The organism is Pseudomonas sp. GW460-12-10-14-TSB1, assembly GCF_017349775.1.
In the GTDB taxonomy this organism is placed as follows: domain Bacteria; phylum Pseudomonadota; class Gammaproteobacteria; order Pseudomonadales; family Pseudomonadaceae; genus Aquipseudomonas; species Aquipseudomonas piscium.
On record NZ_JACNAC010000018.1, the window covers coordinates 79,310 to 95,330 of the forward strand.

The window sequence follows — 16,021 nt, forward strand, 5'->3', positions numbered from 1 at the left end:
GGCCTTAGTTCACCCACACGCGAGCGTTACGGAACATGCGCATCCACGCCGCGTCTTCGTTCCACTCTTCCGGACGCCAGGAGTTCTGCACGGCACGGAATACCCGCTCAGGGTGCGGCATCATGATGGTGACGCGACCGTCGCGGCTGGTCAGGCCGGTGATCCCGCGCGGCGAGCCGTTCGGGTTGGCCGGGTAGCTTTCGGTGACCTTGCCGTGGTTGTCGACGAAACGCAGGGCCACGCAACCGGACAGGTCGGCTTCGAGCAGGGCTTCTTCGCTTTCGAATTCCGCATGGCCTTCGCCGTGGGCGATGGCGATCGGCATGCGCGAACCGGCCATGCCCTGCAGGAAGATCGAGTTCGACTCCTGGACCTGGACCATCGCCACACGGGCCTCGAACTGCTCGGAACGGTTGCGCACGAAGTGCGGCCAGAACTCGCTGCCCGGGATCAGCTCGTGCAGGTTGGACATCATCTGGCAACCGTTGCACACGCCGAGGGTGAAGGTGTCACTGCGCTCGAAGAAGCCCTGGAAGGCGTCGCGGGCACGGCTGTTGAACAGTGCCGACTTGGCCCAGCCCTCGCCGGCGCCGAGTACGTCACCGTAGGAGAAGCCGCCGCAGGCAACCATGCCCTTGAACTCGTTCAGGTCGACACGACCGGCGAGGATGTCGCTCATGTGCACGTCGATCGCGTTGAAGCCGGCACGGTCGAACGCCGCGGCCATTTCCACCTGGCCGTTGACGCCTTGCTCGCGCAGCACGGCAACCTGAGGACGCACGCCTTTCTTGATGTAAGGCGCGGCGATGTCCTGGTTGACGTCGAAGCTCAGCTTGACGCTCAGGCCCGGGTTGTCTTCTTCCAGCAGGACGTCGAATTCCTGCTCGGCGCAGTCAGCGTTGTCGCGCAGACGCTGGATCTGGTAGCTGGTTTCAGCCCACTGGCGCTGCAGCAGGCGACGCTCGCCGGCGAAAACCTCTTCGCCGTTGAAGCTGATGTTGATATGGCCGTTGTTGACCGGCTGGCCGATCACCGCCACGCAGTCGCCCAGGCCGGCGGCGCTGAACTGCGCCAGCACGTCCGGAGTGGCGTCCTGGCGCACCTGGATCACCGCACCCAGTTCTTCGTTGAACAGGATGGCGGCGATCTCGGCCGAGGTTTCGGCCAGGGCGTCGAGGTTCAGGTTCAGGCCGCAGTGGCCGGCGAAGGCCATTTCCACCACGCTGGTCAGCAGACCACCGTCGGAACGGTCGTGGTAAGCCAGCAGGTGACCGTCGGCGTTGAGGCCCTGGATCACCGCGAAGAAGGCTTTCAGATCTTCGGCGTCATCGACGTCCGGAGCTTGCTTGCCGAGCTTGCCGTGCACCTGGGCGAGGATCGAGGCGCCCATGCGGTTCTGGCCACGACCGAGGTCGATCAGGATCAGGTCGGTGGTGCCCTTGTCCATGCGCAGTTGCGGGGTCAGGGTCTGACGGATGTCCGCCACAGGCGCGAAACCGGTCACGATCAGCGACATCGGCGAGGTCACGGTTTTTTCTTCACCGTTGTCGTTCCAGCGGGTGGCCATGGACATGGAGTCCTTGCCCACCGGAATGGTGATGCCCAGCTCAGGGCACAGCTCCATGCCAACCGCTTTCACGGTGTCGTACAGACGTGCGTCTTCGCCCGGGTGACCAGCGGCGGACATCCAGTTCGCCGACAGCTTGATGTCGGAGATCTTGTTGATGCGCGAAGCGGCAATGTTGGTCAGGGTTTCGCCGATGGCCATGCGGCCCGACGCCGGAGCGTCCAGCAGAGCCAGCGGAGTACGCTCGCCCATGGCCATGGCTTCACCGGTGTAGACGTCGAAACTGGTGGCGGTGACGGCAACGTCGGCCACCGGAACCTGCCATGGACCGACCATTTGGTCACGGGCCACCAGGCCGGTGATGGTGCGGTCGCCGATGGTGATCAGGAAGCTCTTGCTCGCTACAGCCGGGTGATGCAGGACGCGTTCGATGCTTTCGCCGATGTCGAGGTTCGACGGATCGAAATCGTCGCCCAGCTCGGCTTCGCGAACCACCGAACGGTGCATGCGCGGCGCCTTGCCCAGCAGCACTTCCAGTGGCATGTCCACCGGGTTGTTGCCGAAGTGGCTGTCGGTGACAGTCAGCTGCGGTTCGGCGGTGGCTTCGCCCACAACGGCAAACGGGCAACGCTCACGCTCGCAGATCGCCTGGAAGCGCTCGAAGTCGGCCGGGCCGACCGCCAGGACGTAGCGCTCCTGGGATTCGTTGCTCCAGATTTCGTGCGGGGCCATGCCCGGCTCGTCGTTTGGAATGTTGCGCAGTTCGAAACGGCCACCGCGGTCGCCGTCGTTGACCAGTTCCGGGAAGGCGTTGGACAGACCGCCCGCGCCGACGTCGTGGATGAAGCTGATCGGGTTCTTGTCGCCCAGTTGCCAGCAACGGTCGATGACTTCCTGGCAACGGCGCTCCATTTCCGGGTTTTCACGCTGAACGGAAGCGAAGTCCAGATCCGCCGAGCTGGTGCCGGTGGCCATGGAGGAAGCGGCGCCGCCGCCCAGGCCGATGAGCATCGCCGGGCCACCGAGGACGATCAGCTTGGAACCGACGACGATCTCGCCTTTCTTGACGTGCTCTTCGCGGATGTTGCCCATGCCGCCGGCCAACATGATCGGCTTGTGGTAACCACGAACTTCATCACCGTGCGGGGTGTTGATGGACTGTTCGAAGGTACGGAAGTAGCCGGTCAGGGCCGGACGCCCGAATTCGTTGTTGAACGCGGCGCCGCCCAGCGGGCCTTCGATCATGATGTCCAGCGCGGTCACAATGCGTTCAGGCTTGCCGTACGGCACTTCCCACGGCTGTTCGAAGCCCGGGATCTGCAGGTTGGATACGGTGAAACCGGTCAGGCCGGCCTTTGGCTTGGCGCCACGACCGGTCGCGCCTTCATCGCGGATCTCGCCACCGGAACCGGTGGATGCGCCCGGGAACGGGGCGATGGCGGTCGGGTGGTTGTGGGTCTCGACCTTCATCAGGATGTGCACCGGCTCCTGCACCGCGCCGTACTGGCGGGTTTCAGGGTTCGGGAAGAAACGGCCGGCGACATTGCCGACGATCACCGAGGCGTTGTCCTTGTATGCCGACAGCACACCTTCGTTGTGCATCTGATAGGTGTTCTTGATCATGCCGAACAGGCTTTTTTCCTGGCTCTGGCCGTCGATATCCCAACTGGCGTTGAAGATCTTGTGGCGGCAGTGCTCGGAGTTGGCCTGGGCGAACATCATCAGTTCGATGTCGTGCGGGTTGCGCTTGAGGCCCTGGAAGGCGTTGACCAGGTAATCGATTTCGTCTTCGGCCAGGGCCAGGCCCAGCTCGGTGTTGGCCTGCTCCAGCGCGGCGCGGCCACCACCGAGGATATCGATGGCGGTCAGCGGCTTCGGCGTGGCATGGCTGAACAGGCCGGCAGCCTGCTCCAGGTTGCCCAGCACGATCTGGGTCATGCGGTCGTGCAGCACATCGGCAATAAGCTGCGCTTGCGCGTCGCTGAATTCACCGGCCACGTAGAAGGCAATGCCGCGCTCCAGGCGCTGGATCTTGCTCAGGCCACAGTTGCGGGCGATATCGCTGGCCTTGCTCGACCATGGCGAGATGGTGCCGAAACGCGGCAGCACCAGGAACAGACGACCGGTAGGTTCTTGCACCGGTACGCTTGGGCCGTACTTCAGAAGGCGCGCAAGCACCTGCTGTTCGTCGCCGGTCAGGACGCCGGTAACTTCGGCGAAGTGAGCGAATTCAGCATACAGGCCACTGACAGCTGGAACCTTCTGGCTCAGTTGCTCAAGGAGTTTGCTGTGGCGAAAGGCAGAAAGGGCAGGAGCGCCGCGCAGGATCAACATCTTCGGGACAGCCTCGGGAAGGGGGTGTGCTTTGAGGCCGTGCATTCTAGCCTAAACCGCCCGCGACGGCACCCGAAACGGCACGCCCGAGCGCGGCCAGACGTCGGCCCGTGCGCGGCACCCTGTGACAAAGGCTTGTCCGGACCATTCAGAAGGGTTATTTCACCCCATCCAACAAGCCGTGAAGGCCCATTCCCGCAGGCTCTGGCCGGGGGCCGAGACCTCTAGCAGACAAGCCCTTCGCTGTCGAGATATGGCGGTTGTTGTCCTTTGCGTATACTGCGCAGATGTTTTCCCCAATGGCTTTACGTCCGCGCTGTGCCAGATGGCTCATCGCAACCGGACTCTTCCTGATGCTCAGTGCCTGCGTTGAGAAACCCAGCACACTGGAGCGAGTAAAGGAGGATGGCGTGCTGCGGGTGGTCACCCGTAACAGCCCGGCCACCTACTTTCAGGATCGCAACGGTGAAACCGGCTTCGAATACGAGCTGGTGAAACGCTTCGCCGACGATCTGGGGGTGACGCTGAAGATCGAAACCGCGGACAACCTCGACGACCTTTTCGACCAGCTGGGTAAACCTAACGGCCCGGTGCTGGCTGCTGCCGGTCTGGTCAGCAGCGAGAAACGCAAGCAGCAAGTCAGGTTTTCCCACACCTATCTGGAAGTCACCCCGCAGATCATCTACCGCAACGGCCAGTCCCGCCCCACCGATGCGGGCGACCTGGTCGGCAAGAAGATCATGGTGCTCAAGGGCAGCACCCACGCCGAGCAACTGGCCGAACTCAAGCTGAAATACCCCGGCATTCAATATGAAGAGTCCGACGAGGTCGAAGTGGTCGACCTGCTGCGCATGGTCGACGAAGGGCAAATCGACCTGACCCTGGTGGATTCCAACGAAGTGGCGATGAACCAGGTGTATTTCGCCAATATCCGCGTCGCCTTCGACCTGGGCGATGCCCGCAACCAGAGCTGGGCCGTGGCCGCCGGCGAAGACAACAGCCTGCTCAACGAAATCAACGACTTCCTCGACAAGGTGCAGAAGAACGGCACCCTGCAGCGCCTGAAAGACCGTTATTACGGGCACGTGGACGTCCTCGGTTATGTCGGCGCCTACACCTTTGCCCAGCACCTGCAGCAGCGCCTGCCCAAGTACGAGAAGCACTTCAAGGCCTCGGCCAAGGAAGAAAAGGTCGACTGGCGCCTGCTGGCGGCCATCGGCTATCAGGAATCCCTGTGGCAACCGAGCGTCACCTCCAAGACCGGCGTGCGCGGCCTGATGATGCTGACCCAGAACACTGCCCAGGCCATGGGCGTGTCCAACCGCCTGGATGCCAAGCAAAGCATCAAGGGCGGCGCCAAGTACCTGGCGTACATGAAGGATCAACTGGACGACAAGATCGAAGAGCCGGACCGCACCTGGTTCGCCCTCGCCGCCTACAACGTCGGCAGCGGCCACCTGGACGACGCCCGCAAGCTGGCGCAAAAGGAAGGGCTGAACCCGAACAAGTGGCTGGACGTGAAGAAGATGCTGCCGCGTCTCTCGCAGAAGCAGTGGTACAGCAAGACCCGCTATGGCTACGCCCGGGGTGGCGAGCCAGTGCACTTTGTCGCCAACATCCGTCGTTACTACGACATCCTGACCTGGGTCACGCAGCCGCAGCTGGAAGGCGACCAGGTGGCCGAGGGCAATCTGCATGTGCCGGGCGTGGACAAGACCAAGCCGACCCAGGAAACCCCGCCGCTTTAAACCCTCTGCTGTAGCCGCTGCCGAAGGCTGCGACAGGTCCGCAGGACCTGAACAACCGTAAAATCGCCACGACCGTTCCGATCGATCGCAGCCTGCGGCAGCGGCTACAGAGCTTTCGTCAGGCCTTGGCCGCCGCCAGGATCAGCGCCTTCATCTCCGCCACCGCCCCTTTGAAGCCGACGAACAACGCATGGGCCACCAGCGCATGGCCGATGTTCAGCTCGTTGATGCCCTTGATCGCCGCGACCGCCTCGACGTTGTGGTAGTGCAGGCCGTGACCGGCATTGACGATCAGGCCTTGGCCCAGGCCGAAAGCCACGCCATCGGCCACGCGCCGCAGCTCCTCGGCCACCTCGCTCGGCGTTTCGGCATCGGCATAACGCCCGGTGTGCAGCTCGATGGCTGGCGCGCCCACGCGCCGGGAAGCCGCGATCTGCCGCTCATCGGCGTCGATGAACAGCGACACTTCGGCGCCGATCTTCGACAGCCGCTCTACCGCCGCCTTGATCCGCGCCTCTTGCCCGGCGACATCCAGGCCGCCCTCGGTGGTCAGTTCCTGGCGGGTTTCCGGAACCAGGCAGATGTGCGCCGGACGGATGCGCTCGGCGAACGCCATCATTTCCTCGGTGACGCCCATCTCGAAGTTCATGCGGGTTTGCAACACGTCCTTGAGCAGCAGCACGTCGCGCTCCTGGATATGCCGGCGGTCCTCGCGCAGGTGCACGGTAATGCCGTCGGCCCCCGCCTCTTCCGCGTCCAGCGCCGCCTTGACCGGGTCAGGGTAACGGGTACCCCGGGCCTGACGCAGGGTGGCTACGTGGTCGATGTTCACGCCAAGAAGAATGCGATTGCTGGTGGTCACGGAAGCGCTCCTGAGGAGTTAGAGATTCGGTGCACAGCATATAGTGTCCGCTCGCGAAAATAACTGCCGGCTTTCGGCCGTGCAGCCCTCAAAGTCGAGTCGGATCAGGATTCAAGCGGATTTGCGCAACAAGACAGGCTAGGGCTTGCGAAACAATTCGCGACTGACCAATGGCCGACCGCCCAGGTGCACCGCCAGCGCCTGGCGCATCAGGCGCTTGGCCGCCGCCAGCGCCCCGGGGGCGCTCCAGTCGGCTTGCGCCATGGCCAGCAGCTCGGTGCCGTTGAACAGGCCCGGTTGCAACAGCTGAACCTGCTCCAGGCCGGCATCCACCTGCAGGCGATACATGCCCTGCGCCTCAATCGGCGCGCCGTGGATATCCAGGTCCAGGGCGAAGCCGTAGCCCAGGTCGTCTAGCAGGCGCCACTCGAACGCACGCAGCAAGGGCTCGAGGGCCCTGCCCTCGGCCAAGGCCAGCAAGGTCGCCGCATAGTGCTCGAAGATCGCCGGATGCGGGTCTTCGGCGGGCAGCAGGCGAATCAGCAGTTCGTTGAGGTAGAGGCCGCTGAACAGCGCCTCGCCATTAAGCCAGGTGGAGGTTCCCGCGCTTTCCATGCGCCCGACGTTTTTCAGCTCGCCGCGCCCGCGGAACTCCACTTCCAGCGGCACGAACGGCCGCGCCAGGGTCCCGGCCTTGCCCCGCGCGCCACGCAACACCGCGCGCAGCCGCCCTTGAGGCGTGAGGAAGTCCACCAACGCGCTGCTCTCGCGATAGGCGCGACTGTGCAGGACGTAAGCGGGCTGGCCGATGGGAGGGTTACTGGACATAGGTGTCGGGGGATCTCAAGGCTTGAGAAAGTGACAGGTCCACGGGAAGGTTCTTTGAACCTTTATCGCCAGCGGCTCCCCCTACACGTTGCAGGAGCGAGCCGCTGACGGGGCAGGATTACAGGTCGCCGTAGCCCAGCGAACGCAGGGCGCGCTCGTCGTCGGACCAACCGCCTTTGACCTTGACCCACAGGTTGAGCATGACCTTGGAGTCGAACAGCAGCTCCATGTCCTTGCGCGCTTCCATGCCGATGCGCTTGATGCGCTCACCCTTGTCGCCAATGATGATTTTCTTCTGGCCGTCGCGTTCGACGAGGATCAAGGCATGAATGTGCAGGGTCTTGCCCTGTTGCTTGAACTCTTCGATTTCCACGGTGATCTGGTACGGCAGCTCGGCACCCAGCTGACGCATGATCTTCTCGCGCACCAGTTCGGCGGCGAGGAAACGGCTGCTGCGGTCAGTGATCTGGTCTTCCGGGAAGAAGTGATCGTTTTCCGGCAAGTGCTTGGCGATCAGGCCTTCCAGGGCTTCCAGATTGTGGCCCTGCTGGGCCGACACCGGAACGATCTCGGCATTCGGCAACTGCTCCTGCAGCCAGGTCAGGTGCGGCATCAGCTCGGCCTTGTCCTCGATGCGGTCGGTCTTGTTGATCGCCAGGATCACCGGGCCCTGCACGTACTGGACACGTTCCAGCACCAGCTGGTCTTCGTCGGTCCACTTGGTGCGATCGACGACGAAGATCACCACGTCGACGTCTTTCAAGGCCGCCGAGGCGGTCTTGTTCATGTAGCGGTTCAGCGCCTTCTCGTTGCTCTTGTGCATGCCCGGGGTGTCGACGTAGATCGCCTGGATGGCGCCTTCGGTCTTGATGCCGAGCATGTTGTGACGAGTGGTCTGCGGCTTGCGCGAGGTGATGGCCAGCTTCTGTCCCAGGATATGGTTCAGCAGCGTGGACTTGCCCACGTTCGGACGGCCGACGATGGCGACATAGCCACAGCGTGTTGCGGTTGTATCAGTCATGGCCATTCTCCACGCCCAGGGCAATCAGTGCTGCGGCGGCCGCTACCTGTTCGGCAATACGACGGCTCACGCCCTGACCTCGGCTTTTTTCGTTCAGTAGGGTGATTTCACATTCGACGAAAAACGTCCGGCAATGGGGTTCACCCTGGATATCCACCACTTCGTAGCGGGGCAATTCACAGGCACGCGACTGCAGGAACTCCTGCAGGCGGGTCTTGGGGTCCTTGTTGGTGTCGACCAGCGTCAGGCTGTCGAACTCGGACGTCAGCCAGGACAGCACGCGCTCACGCGCGACTTCCATGCCGGCATCCAGGTAGATCGCACCAATCAGCGCTTCCAGGGCATCGGCGAGGATCGACTCACGGCGGAAGCCGCCGCTTTTCAACTCACCGGAACCCAGGCGCAGGTATTCGCCCAGATCGAAACCACGGGCCAGTACGGCCAGGGTTTCACCCTTCACCAGGCGCGCGCGCAAACGCGACAGCTGGCCTTCGCGAGCCTGGGGAAAACGCTCGAACAGCGCTTCGCCGGCGACGAAGTTGAGGATGGCGTCACCGAGGAACTCCAGGCGCTCGTTGTTGCGCCCGGCAAAACTGCGGTGAGTGAGGGCCAGGACCATCAGTTCCTGGTCCTTGAAGGTGTAACCGAGCTGACGCTCGAGACGGCTCAAAGAAACGCTCACGGTTTACCCACGCTGAGTTCGTGGTTGAATTTCACCACCTTGGAGACGAGGCACGAGGTGCCTGTGGCAATTAACGCTGTGTTCAAATCCACATCCTGAATATCGTTGACTGCTTCTGGTGACGCCTGGGAGGCTGCCGAACCTGGCGGGCCGGTGTTCTGCAAGATCCAGAAAAGCATTCGGCGCTGTGTTCAACAGCGCCGTGTGTGATTACTTGATCAGGCCAACCCGCGAGAAATTCGGCAGGTGGCTGAGTTTCGGTTCGGGCCAGCTCATCCAGACTGCGAAGGCCTTGCCGACGATATTCTTGTCGGGAACCATGCCCAGCAGGTCCTTGGGAATGCTCGGGTCATCCCAGTAGCGGCTGTCGTTCGAGTTGTCGCGGTTGTCGCCCATCATGAAGTAGTGCCCGGCAGGCACGGTCCACTGACGGTCCGGGGTCGCCCGGTAGCGGCTCATTTCCTTGCGGATCAGGTGCTCGGCGGCGCCGAGTTTTTCCTTGTAGAGCTCCGCGCTGCCCAGGGTGCCCGGCTCGGAACCGACCAGCTGCTCGGCGACCGACTGGCCGTTGACCAGCAGGCGCTTGTCGCTGGTGTAGCGCACTTCGTCGCCCGGCAGGCCAACCACACGCTTGATGTAGTTGACGTTCGGATCGCTCGGGTAGCGGAACACCATCACATCGCCGCGCTGCGGATCACCGACCTCGATGATTTTCTTGTCGATCACCGGCAGGCGGATCCCGTAAGAAAACTTGTTCACCAGGATGAAGTCGCCCACATCCAGGGTCGGCTTCATCGATCCCGAAGGAATCTGAAACGGTTCCACCAGAAACGAACGCAGCACCAGCACGATGAACAGCACCGGAAAGAAGGATTTGCCGTACTCGACCAGCATCGGCTCCTTGTTCAGTTTCTCGATGACCAGTCCATCCGGCTGGCTGACGCTGCCCTGATAGTTGGTAATGGCGGCACGCCGGCGCGGCGCCAGAAAGACCAGATCGAGCAACGCCAACAGACCGCAGACGGCGACGGCGATGACCAGCAACAGCGGGAAATTTAGCGACATAGGACCTAACTATCCAACCTGAGCACGGCAAGGAAGGCTTCTTGTGGAATTTCCACGTTACCCACTTGCTTCATGCGTTTCTTACCGGCCTTCTGCTTTTCCAACAGCTTGCGCTTACGGCTAACGTCACCACCGTAGCATTTGGCCAGTACGTTCTTTCTGAGCGCCTTGACGGTTGTCCGCGCCACAATCTGCCCGCCAATGGCGGCCTGGATTGCCACGTCGAACATCTGCCGAGGAATCAGTTCCTTCATCTTCTCGGTCAACGCACGCCCTTTGTAGTGCGCATTGTCACGGTGCACGATCAATGCCAGGGCGTCGACTTTCTCACCGTTGATCAGCACATCCAGCTTGACCAGATTAGCCGATTGGTAGCGATCGAAATGATAATCCAGCGAAGCATAGCCACGACTGGTGGATTTGAGGCGGTCGAAGAAGTCCAGGACCACTTCGTTCATCGGCAGGTCATAGGTCACCTGGACCTGGCTGCCGAGGAACAGCATGTCGTGCTGTATGCCGCGTTTCTCGATGCACAGGGTAATGACGTTACCCAGGTGCTCCTGCGGCACAAGAATATTGGCCCGCACGATCGGCTCGCGCATGTCTTCGATGGACGACAGATCCGGCAACTTCGACGGGTTATCGACGTAGATCGTCTCACCATTCTTCAGTTGCAGCTCGAAAATCACCGTCGGCGCCGTGGTGATCAGGTCCAGGTCGTATTCGCGCTCCAGGCGCTCCTGGATGATTTCCATGTGCAGCATGCCGAGGAAGCCGCAACGGAAGCCGAAGCCCAGGGCGTCGGAGCTTTCCGGGGTGTATTGCAGCGACGAGTCGTTCAGCGTGAGCTTTTGCAGGGCTTCGCGGAAGTCTTCGAAGTCGTCGGAGCTGACCGGGAACAGGCCGGCGTAGACCTGCGGCTGAATGCGCTTGAAGCCGGGCAGCACTTCGACATCGGGGGTCGAGCTCAGGGTCAGGGTGTCACCTACCGGCGCACCATGAATGTCCTTGATGCCGGCGATGATGAAGCCTACTTCACCGGCCTTCAGGTCGGCGGTGGCGGTGTGTTTCGGGTTGAATACACCGACGCTGTCCACCAGGTGGATCTTGCCGGTGGACTTCACCAGGATCTTGTCGCCCTTCTTCACGCGGCCATGGCGCACGCGAACCAGGGACACGACGCCCAGGTAGTTGTCGAACCAGGAGTCGATGATCAACGCCTGCAGCGGATCCTCGATGTTGCCGGTCGGCGCGGGAATGGTGGTTACCAGGCGCTCCAGCACCTCGTCGACACCCAGGCCGGTCTTGGCGCTGCAGGTCACGGCGTCGGTGGCATCGATACCGATGATCTTCTCGATCTCTTCCTTGACCCGGTCCGGATCGGCCTGCGGCAGGTCGATCTTGTTCAGCACCGGCATGACCTCCAGGCCCTGCTCGATGGCGGTGTAGCAGTTGGCGACCGACTGCGCTTCCACGCCCTGGCCAGCGTCGACCACCAGCAAGGCGCCTTCACAGGCTGCCAGCGAGCGGCTGACTTCATAGGTGAAGTCCACGTGGCCCGGGGTGTCGATGAAGTTCAGCTGGTAGGTGATACCGTCGCGAGCTTTGTAATAGAGGGTAACGCTGTGGGCCTTGATGGTGATCCCGCGTTCACGCTCAAGGTCCATGGAGTCCAGAACCTGGGCTTCCATTTCGCGCTCGGCCAGGCCGCCGCACATCTGGATGAAGCGATCGGCCAGAGTCGACTTGCCATGGTCAATGTGGGCGATGATGGAGAAATTGCGGATATGACTCAAATCACTCACGGATCAACACTCAAAAAGGCTGCAGGCATAGCCCGCCGAAAAATAGCCGGGAATTGTACCTGATAGACGACGCAAGCGTCACGTTCGCCTGTCAGTGGTGCATAAACGCAAAACGCCCCGGTCTTTCGACAGGGGCGTTTCTCTTGCCAGTGCGTCATTGGCGCCGGTCAGCCGGCCCGGCGCAGCAGCCAGAACCCGGCCAGGGCGCAGATCCCGGCGGGAACCAGCACCGCGAACAGCGGCGAGAAGCCGAACACCAGGCTCGACGGGCCCAGCAGGTCCTGGGCGATGCGGAAGGTGAACCCCACCAGCACGCCGGTGAACACCCGCTGGCCGAGCGTCACGGAACGCAAAGGACCGAAAATGAACGAGATCGCCATCAAAACCAGGGCCGCGGTGACCAGCGGTTGCAGCACCTTGACCCAGAACGCCAGCCAGTAGCGACCGTTATTCAGGCCCTGGTCGGCCAGGTAGTGGATGTAGCCCCACAGGCCGCTGATCGACAGGGATTCCGGCGCCATCACCACAGTGCTCAGCAATTGCGGGCTCAAGGCTACGTCCCAGCGTTCCTGAGGGGTGTTGATGACTTCGGTGTGGCCTTCGCGGAAATAGGTGGTGGTGACGTCGCTCAGTTGCCAGTAGCTCTCTTCGAAGCGAGCCTGGCGAGCGAAACTCGAGGACAACATGTGCCGCTGATCGTCGAAGTGATAACGGGTCACGCCATACAGCAGGCCGTTGGGCTGCACGGCGTTGATGTGGATGAACTCCTCACCCTGACGGTGCCACAGGCCGCGCTTGGAGCTTTGCGCGTCGCCCGAACCCTGGGCCAGCGCCCGACTGGCCTGTGCCTGGCTTTCCGTGGCGGGAGCGACGTACTCGCCGATCAGCACGCCGGCCACCATCAGGAACAGCATCGGCTTCATCACCGCCCAGACGATCCGCCCGATGGACACACCGGCGGCGCGCATGATGGTCAGCTCGCTGTTGCTGGCCAGGCTGCCCAGGCCGATCAGGCAGCCGATCAGGGCCGCCATCGGCAGCATTTCGTAGAGCCGGCGAGGCGCCGTCATGACCACGAAACTCAACACATTCATCACGGTGTAGCTGTCGCTGACAGTGCCCATCTCGTCGATGAAGGCAAACAGCGACGCCAGGCCGAGAATGATCCCCAGTACCGCCAGAATGGCCAGCAGGACACTGTTACCGATGTAGCGATCGAGCTTAACCACGAGCCACCTCCTTCATGCTGCGGCGGCTCGCCAGTTTCAGACGCAAGGGTTCCCAGTACAGCAATCCGAGGCCAATCAATAGAAACAGTCCGTGCACCCACCATAGGCCCAGCGCCTGCGGCAGCTTGCCTTTTTCCAGCGAGCCACGGGCCGCGATCAGGATGGTCAGGTAAGCCATATAAAGAAGAATCGCCGGCAGCAGTTTGAGGAAGCGGCCCTGCCGCGGGTTGACCCGGGACAGCGGCACCGCCATCAGGGTCACGACAAACACCAGCAACGGCAGGGAAATACGCCATTGCAGCTCGGCATGGGCGCGCAGGTCCGGGTTGCCGATCAGGTCGCGGGTCGGCATGGCGTCGCGATCGGTGACTTCGTCGCTGACGTCCGGCTTGGCCAGCAATACGCCGTAGGTGTCGTACTTGATGACCCGGTAATCGGCCTGGCCCGGGTTACCATCGTAGCGATAACCGTTTTCCAGGATCAGGTAGCGGTTGCCGTCCGGACGAATGTCCTGGTGCCCCTTCTCTGCCACCAACACCGAAATGCCCCGGTCCTTCTTGTCCTGGCTCAGGCGTTTTTCCGAAATGAACACCCCACCGAGGTTGGCCCGGTCATCGGACAGCTGTTCGGTGTAGGTCACCCGCGTACCGTCGTTGAGGGCCTGGAAGCGGCCCGGCACCAGGGTGTCGAATTCGGTCAGCGCATCCTGCTTGTTGAGGATCAGCTGGAACTGGTTGGCCCCCTGGGGCGCCAGGCTCAGGCTCAGCCAGGCCACGACCAGCGCGACCAGGGTCGCCGGAATCATGGTCATGCCCAGCAGGCGCCGCTGACTCATGCCGGTGGCCGAAAGCACGGTCATCTCGCTTTCAAGATAGAGACGGCCATAGGCCAGCAGGATGCCGAGAAACAGGCCCAGGGGCAGGATCAGTTGCAGGAAGCCCGGCATCCGGACCCCCATGATCAGGAACAGCGAACCCGGGTCCAGTGCGCCCGAGGCCGCTTGCGCGAGGTATTTGACGAAACGTCCGCTCATGATGATGACCAGCAGCACAGCGCTCACGGCGCTCAGGGTCACCAACACTTCGCGGGATAGATAACGGAAGACGATCAAACCAGACACTCCAGGGTTGTCAGGCTAAGGCGGCCAAACAAGCAAACACGGCCCGTGAAGCCGAGCCGCCGAAAAAGATGGCGCATTATCCTGTGATTGCATGCGCCTGTCACTGCGCATGCTCACGCAGGCCTCTAAAGCGGCGAAGTTCGCTCATGGGAGGGTTGTCAGCCTCGACCGCCCGGGTTCAAACTGGCGGCCCTGTCGTTGGCCACTGCCGACGCCTCTTCTCTTAATAAAAGCTGCATACATGACAAGCCTGGCGCACGGCATAGGCCCTGCGCTCTTTGACCATTAATTCAGGGACCCGGACATGGAACTGGTTGTAAAAAGCGTTAGCCCGGAAACGTTGAAGACCGCCACCCTGGTGGTCGCCGTCGGCGAAGGCCGCAAGCTCGGCAGCGTTGCCAAACAACTCGACGAGCTCAGCGGCGGCGCCATCAGCGCGGTACTCAAGCGCGGCGACCTGGACGGCAAGGTCGGCCAGAGCCTGCTGTTGCACGCTCTGCCCAACCTGAAGGCCGAACGTGTCCTGCTGGTCGGCACCGGCAAGGACGCCGAACTGGGCGACCGCCCGTTCCGCAAGATCGTCAGCGGCATCCTCAATACCCTCAAGGGCCTGGGCGGCAGCGATGCGGCACTGGCGCTGGACGAAATCGTGGTCAAGGGCCGCGACAGCTACGGCAAGACCCGCCTGCTGGCTGAAACCCTGGTGGACGGCGAATACAGCTTCGACCAGTTCAAGAGCCAGAAGGCCGAACCCCGCGCCCTGAAGAAAATCACCCTGCTGACCATCAAGGCCGCGCAGGCCGAAGTCGAGCGCGCCGTGGCCCACGCCAAGGCCATCGCCAACGGCATGGCGTTCACCCGCAACCTGGGCAACCTGCCGCCGAACATCTGCCACCCGACCTTCCTCGGCGAACAGGCCAAGGCCCTGGGCAAGGAATTCAAGGCCCTGAAAGTCGAAGTCTTCGACGAGAAGAAGATCAAGGAACTGGGCATGGGCTCGTTCTATGCCGTGGGCCAGGGCAGCGCCCAGCCGCCACGCCTGATCGTCATGCAATACAACGGCGGCAAGAAATCCGAGAAGCCGTACACCCTGGTCGGCAAGGGCATCACCTTCGACACCGGCGGCATCAGCCTCAAGCCTGGCGCCGGCATGGATGAAATGAAGTACGACATGGGTGGCGCCGCCAGCGTGTTCGGTACTCTGCGTGCCGTGTTGGAACTCAAGCTGCCGATCAACCTGGTGTGCATCCTGGCCTGCGCCGAGAACATGCCGAGCGGCACCGCTTCGCGTCCGGGCGACATCGTCACCACCATGAGCGGCCAGACCGTGGAAATCCTCAACACCGACGCCGAAGGCCGCCTGGTGCTGTGCGATGCACTGACCTACGCCGAGCGCTTCAAGCCACAGGCGGTGATCGACATCGCCACCCTGACCGGTGCCTGCGTGGTCGCCCTCGGCTCCCATACCTCGGGCCTCCTGGGCAACAACGACGAGCTGATCGGCCAGTTGCTGAGCGCCGGCGTTCAGGCTGACGACCGCGCCTGGCAACTGCCGCTGTTCGACGAGTACCAGGAACAGCTGGACAGCCCGTTCGCCGACATCGCCAACATCGGCGGCCCGAAAGCCGGCACCATCACCGCTGCCTGCTTCCTGTCGCGCTTCACCAAGCAGTACAACTGGGCGCACCTGGATATCGCCGGTACCGCCTGGACCAGCGGCGGCAAGGACAAGGGCGCCACTGGCCGTCCGGTTCCCCTGC

The 16,021-nt window shown here is 62.4% G+C and carries 11 protein-coding genes; 2 read left to right on the forward strand and 9 right to left on the reverse strand.

Going from position 1 to position 16,021, the window contains the following annotated elements; genetic code table 11:
- Nucleotides 1-4 precede the first annotated feature (4 nt).
- Nucleotides 5-3,901: a phosphoribosylformylglycinamidine synthase gene (gene purL / locus J4D52_RS13585; protein WP_025806541.1), complete on the reverse strand. Its 3,897-nt coding sequence runs from the start codon at nucleotides 3,899-3,901 to the stop codon at nucleotides 5-7.
- A 287-nt stretch (nucleotides 3,902-4,188) separates the two neighbouring features.
- On the opposite strand from purL, the gene mltF reads away from it, so the two are divergent.
- Nucleotides 4,189-5,649: a membrane-bound lytic murein transglycosylase MltF gene (gene mltF, locus J4D52_RS13590; protein ID WP_063428508.1), complete on the forward strand. Its 1,461-nt coding sequence runs from the start codon at nucleotides 4,189-4,191 to the stop codon at nucleotides 5,647-5,649.
- Nucleotides 5,650-5,767: 118 nt separating this feature from the next.
- Here the strand turns inward: mltF and pdxJ are convergent, their stop codons facing one another.
- The 8 genes from pdxJ to lptF form a co-directional block, all read right to left on the reverse strand.
- A complete protein-coding gene (gene pdxJ, locus J4D52_RS13595) occupies nucleotides 5,768-6,511 on the reverse strand; it encodes a pyridoxine 5'-phosphate synthase (protein ID WP_007932164.1) in 744 nt (247 codons plus the stop codon).
- 138 nt (nucleotides 6,512-6,649) lie between these two features.
- The gene (recO, locus tag J4D52_RS13600; RefSeq protein ID WP_063428507.1) at nucleotides 6,650-7,339 is read right to left on the reverse strand and encodes a DNA repair protein RecO; all 690 of its coding nucleotides are present in this window, start codon (nucleotides 7,337-7,339) and stop codon (nucleotides 6,650-6,652) included.
- 118 nt (nucleotides 7,340-7,457) lie between these two features.
- The gene (gene era / locus J4D52_RS13605) at nucleotides 7,458-8,360 is read right to left on the reverse strand and encodes a GTPase Era (RefSeq protein WP_007932155.1); all 903 of its coding nucleotides are present in this window, start codon (nucleotides 8,358-8,360) and stop codon (nucleotides 7,458-7,460) included.
- A complete protein-coding gene (gene rnc, locus J4D52_RS13610) occupies nucleotides 8,353-9,042 on the reverse strand; it encodes a ribonuclease III (RefSeq protein WP_009042306.1) in 690 nt (229 codons plus the stop codon). The genes era and rnc overlap by 8 nt, the downstream gene beginning before the upstream one ends.
- A gap of 210 nt (nucleotides 9,043-9,252) precedes the next feature.
- Nucleotides 9,253-10,107 (reverse strand): signal peptidase I, encoded by an 855-nt coding sequence (gene lepB / locus J4D52_RS13615; protein WP_007932153.1) that lies wholly within the window; start codon nucleotides 10,105-10,107, stop codon nucleotides 9,253-9,255.
- Between the two features lie 5 nt (nucleotides 10,108-10,112).
- Nucleotides 10,113-11,912, reverse strand: a complete 1,800-nt coding sequence (gene lepA / locus J4D52_RS13620; protein ID WP_025806537.1) for a translation elongation factor 4 — start codon at nucleotides 11,910-11,912, stop codon at nucleotides 10,113-10,115.
- A gap of 167 nt (nucleotides 11,913-12,079) precedes the next feature.
- Nucleotides 12,080-13,141, reverse strand: coding sequence for an LPS export ABC transporter permease LptG (gene lptG, locus J4D52_RS13625; RefSeq protein WP_025806536.1), 1,062 nt, complete (start codon nucleotides 13,139-13,141; stop codon nucleotides 12,080-12,082).
- On the reverse strand, nucleotides 13,134-14,252 hold the full coding sequence (gene lptF, locus J4D52_RS13630; RefSeq protein ID WP_025806535.1) for an LPS export ABC transporter permease LptF: 1,119 nt from the start codon (nucleotides 14,250-14,252) through the stop codon (nucleotides 13,134-13,136). The genes lptG and lptF overlap by 8 nt, the downstream gene beginning before the upstream one ends.
- A gap of 313 nt (nucleotides 14,253-14,565) precedes the next feature.
- On the opposite strand from lptF, the gene J4D52_RS13635 reads away from it, so the two are divergent.
- On the forward strand, nucleotides 14,566-16,021 hold a 1,456-nt coding region (locus tag J4D52_RS13635; protein ID WP_207272132.1), incomplete at its 3' end, for a leucyl aminopeptidase.

What these genes read in the sequence shown, in the direction of transcription:
- purL (WP_025806541.1), bottom strand. Translation starts at nt 3,901, where the DNA reads ATGTTGATCCTGCGCGGCGCTCCTGCCCTTTCTGCCTTTCGCCACAGC.
- mltF (WP_063428508.1), top strand. Translation starts at nt 4,189, where the DNA reads ATGTTTTCCCCAATGGCTTTACGTCCGCGCTGTGCCAGATGGCTCATC.
- recO (WP_063428507.1), bottom strand. Translation starts at nt 7,339, where the DNA reads ATGTCCAGTAACCCTCCCATCGGCCAGCCCGCTTACGTCCTGCACAGT.
- era (WP_007932155.1), bottom strand. Translation starts at nt 8,360, where the DNA reads ATGACTGATACAACCGCAACACGCTGTGGCTATGTCGCCATCGTCGGC.
- lepB (WP_007932153.1), bottom strand. Translation starts at nt 10,107, where the DNA reads ATGTCGCTAAATTTCCCGCTGTTGCTGGTCATCGCCGTCGCCGTCTGC.